At 65.1% G+C, this 2,398-nt stretch carries 3 protein-coding genes; all 3 read right to left on the bottom strand.

Annotation, left to right across the window (positions count from 1 at the left end; translation table 11 throughout):
- A partial coding sequence (locus tag WBF82_RS13525) for a gamma-glutamyl-gamma-aminobutyrate hydrolase family protein (RefSeq protein WP_424383522.1) occupies positions 1-367 on the bottom strand: 367 nt, incomplete at its 3' end.
- A 10-nt stretch (positions 368-377) separates the two neighbouring features.
- Positions 378-1,733 (bottom strand): glutamine synthetase family protein, encoded by a 1,356-nt coding sequence (locus WBF82_RS13520; RefSeq protein WP_424383521.1) that lies wholly within the window; start codon positions 1,731-1,733, stop codon positions 378-380.
- A complete protein-coding gene (locus tag WBF82_RS13515) occupies positions 1,727-2,278 on the bottom strand; it encodes an alpha/beta hydrolase (RefSeq protein WP_424383520.1) in 552 nt (183 codons plus the stop codon). The genes WBF82_RS13520 and WBF82_RS13515 overlap by 7 nt, the downstream gene beginning before the upstream one ends.
- Positions 2,279-2,398 lie beyond the last annotated feature (120 nt).

Genomic DNA, 2,398 nt, shown 5'->3' with positions numbered 1-2,398 from the left:
GCTCGCGCCGCAGCGCCGCGGCAAGCAGCGTGAATTCCCAGGCGTCGCGCTCACGGACGGGCTGGTCGGTGGCCGGATGCGGCTGCTGGCCATAGGCGCCGGGGCCGACGTCCTTCCCGCCGGTGATGAGCAGCCCGTCCAGGCCGTCGACGACCCGCTCGGCGATGTCGGGATCGACCGGCTGTGGCGGTAGCAGCACGGCCACCCCGCCCGCCGCGATGACGCCCTGGAAATAGACGGCCGGCAGAAAACTGGCGCGAACATTCCACACGCCCATCTGCGCTTGGTCCAGATAGGTGGTCAAGCCGATCACCGGCGGTCTAGGCCCCGATTGCCCGCCTTCTCCTCGGGCCGTTCCGGCCCGCATCGTCGCCGGATCAGAAACGTTCAAACCCGCGCACCCTCTCCCAGTCGGTGACCGACGCATTGAATGCCGCCACCTCGACGTGGGCGCTGTTGACGTAGTGGCTCACGACATTCTCCCCGAACGCCTGCCGAGCGACAGTCGATGCCTGGAAAAGTGCCGCAGCCTCGGCGAGCGTGCCGGGCAGCCGTTCGACATCGCCGGCAGCCTGATAGGCATTGCCCGAGCACGGCTCGGGCAACTCCAAGCCGTGCTCGATACCGTGCAGCCCACCGGCAATCAGTGCCGCCACGGCCAGATACTGGTTGACGTCACCGCCGGGCACCCGGCATTCCACCCGCAAATTGTCGCCGTGACCGACGATGCGCAGGGCACAGGTCCTGTTGTCCAATCCCCACGCCACCACGGTAGGCGCGAAGCTGCGATCGGCAAACCGCTTGTAGGAGTTGATGTTCGGCGCATACAGCATCGTCAACTCCGGCAATGTGGCCAACTGGCCGGCGACGAAGCTGCGAAACTTTTGTGACATGCCGAACGGCTGTTGCTCATCGGCGAATACTGCGGAGCCATCCGTCGTCCGAAGCGACATGTGGATATGGCAGCTGTTGCCCTCGCGCTCATCGTATTTCGCCATGAAAGTCAGACACTTGCCGTGCTGGTCGGCGATTTCTTTCGCCCCGTTCTTGTAGACGCCGTGGTTATCGCAGGTGACCAGCGCCTCGTCGTAGCGGAACCCGATTTCTTGCTGCCCCATGTTGCACTCGCCCTTGGAAGTCTCCCAGCGCAGCCCGGCACCTTCCATCTGCTGGCGGATATCGTGCAGCAGCGGCTCGATGCGGGTGGATGCCATGACGGCGTAATCCATGTTGTAGTCGCTGGCTTGCCTCAGCCCGCGATAACCGCTCGCCCAGGCGTTTCGATACGTGTCGTCGAAAACCATGAATTCCAGTTCGGTGCCGACGTAGGCGCGCAAGCCGCGTTGATGTAGCCGGTCAAGTTGACGACGCAGGACGTGACGCGGTGCCGGCTCGACCGGGCTGCCGTCGTGCCAAGCCACATCGGCCAGCACCAGGGCTGCCCCGGGCAGCCACGGAATCAGCCGAAGCGTCGTCAGGTCCGGCAGCATCACCATGTCGCCGTAGCCGGTGTCCCAGTTCGACATCGCGTAGCCGGTGACGGTGGTCATGTCGACATCGACGGCGAACAGGTAGTTGCAGCACTCGGCGCCGTGTTCGGCCGCCTCGTCGAGGAAGAACCGCGCCGCGATCCGCTTGCCCATGAGCCGGCCCTGCATGTCGGTGAACGCGACGATCACGGTGTCGACTTCACCGGCGGCTACCAGCCGCTCCAGCTCGTCTTTGGTCACCAGGTGCTGGTGCGCAGGACGATCTCGGCGGCCAACTGGGCGGTCGACTCGTGCGCGTTGCGCCGGGCAAGCAACTCCACGACGCGGTAATCGCCGTAAACAAATCGCTGGCTGGCACGGGCCACCGCCTGCGCAGCCGGGGTGCTGACCAGTGCGGTTGTGTTGATCTCGACTGGCGGACAGTGGTCGTCGCGAATCACCCCGGTGGCATCGGCGACCCGTGGATGACCGCGGTCGATGGCCACCAGACCGGTGAATCGGTCCAGCCTGGTCGCGGCCAACTCCCACGCCAACTCGCCGCCGACTCGGTCGCCGACCAGCACACCCCAGTTGATGTCAAGCACGTCGAGAATGCCCACGACCGACTTGGGCGTCAGGCGCGGGTCAGGGCCGACGACAATTGTCCGCAGCGATGCGGTGTGCAGGCGCTCGCAGACCGCGTCGTAGGCGGCGGGTGCGCGCTGCGCGGCACCCAGCAACACCACGACGGAGCCCTGTTCCGGACCGGTATCACTCACCTGGATGGGAAACCCGTCGACGGTCGTCATCATCGCCGGAGGCACCATCGCAAATTACAGTGAAATAGCCCGCGCGCGGACCGTTTCTGTGCGGATCGTGACTCGAGTTGTAGATCGAAATCTTCCGGCAACATCGGACTGATGCACACC

Origin of the sequence: Mycobacterium sp., assembly GCF_049673265.1 — a bacterium.
In the GTDB taxonomy this organism is placed as follows: Bacteria; Actinomycetota; Actinomycetes; order Mycobacteriales; family Mycobacteriaceae; genus Mycobacterium.
The sequence above is the reverse complement of the archived record's forward strand: the minus strand, read 5'-3'. Positions and strand labels throughout refer to the sequence as shown.

Excerpts from the sequence above, each read along its gene's own strand:
- WBF82_RS13515 (WP_424383520.1), bottom strand. The coding sequence starts at position 2,278 with ATGACGACCGTCGACGGGTTTCCCATCCAGGTGAGTGATACCGGTCCG.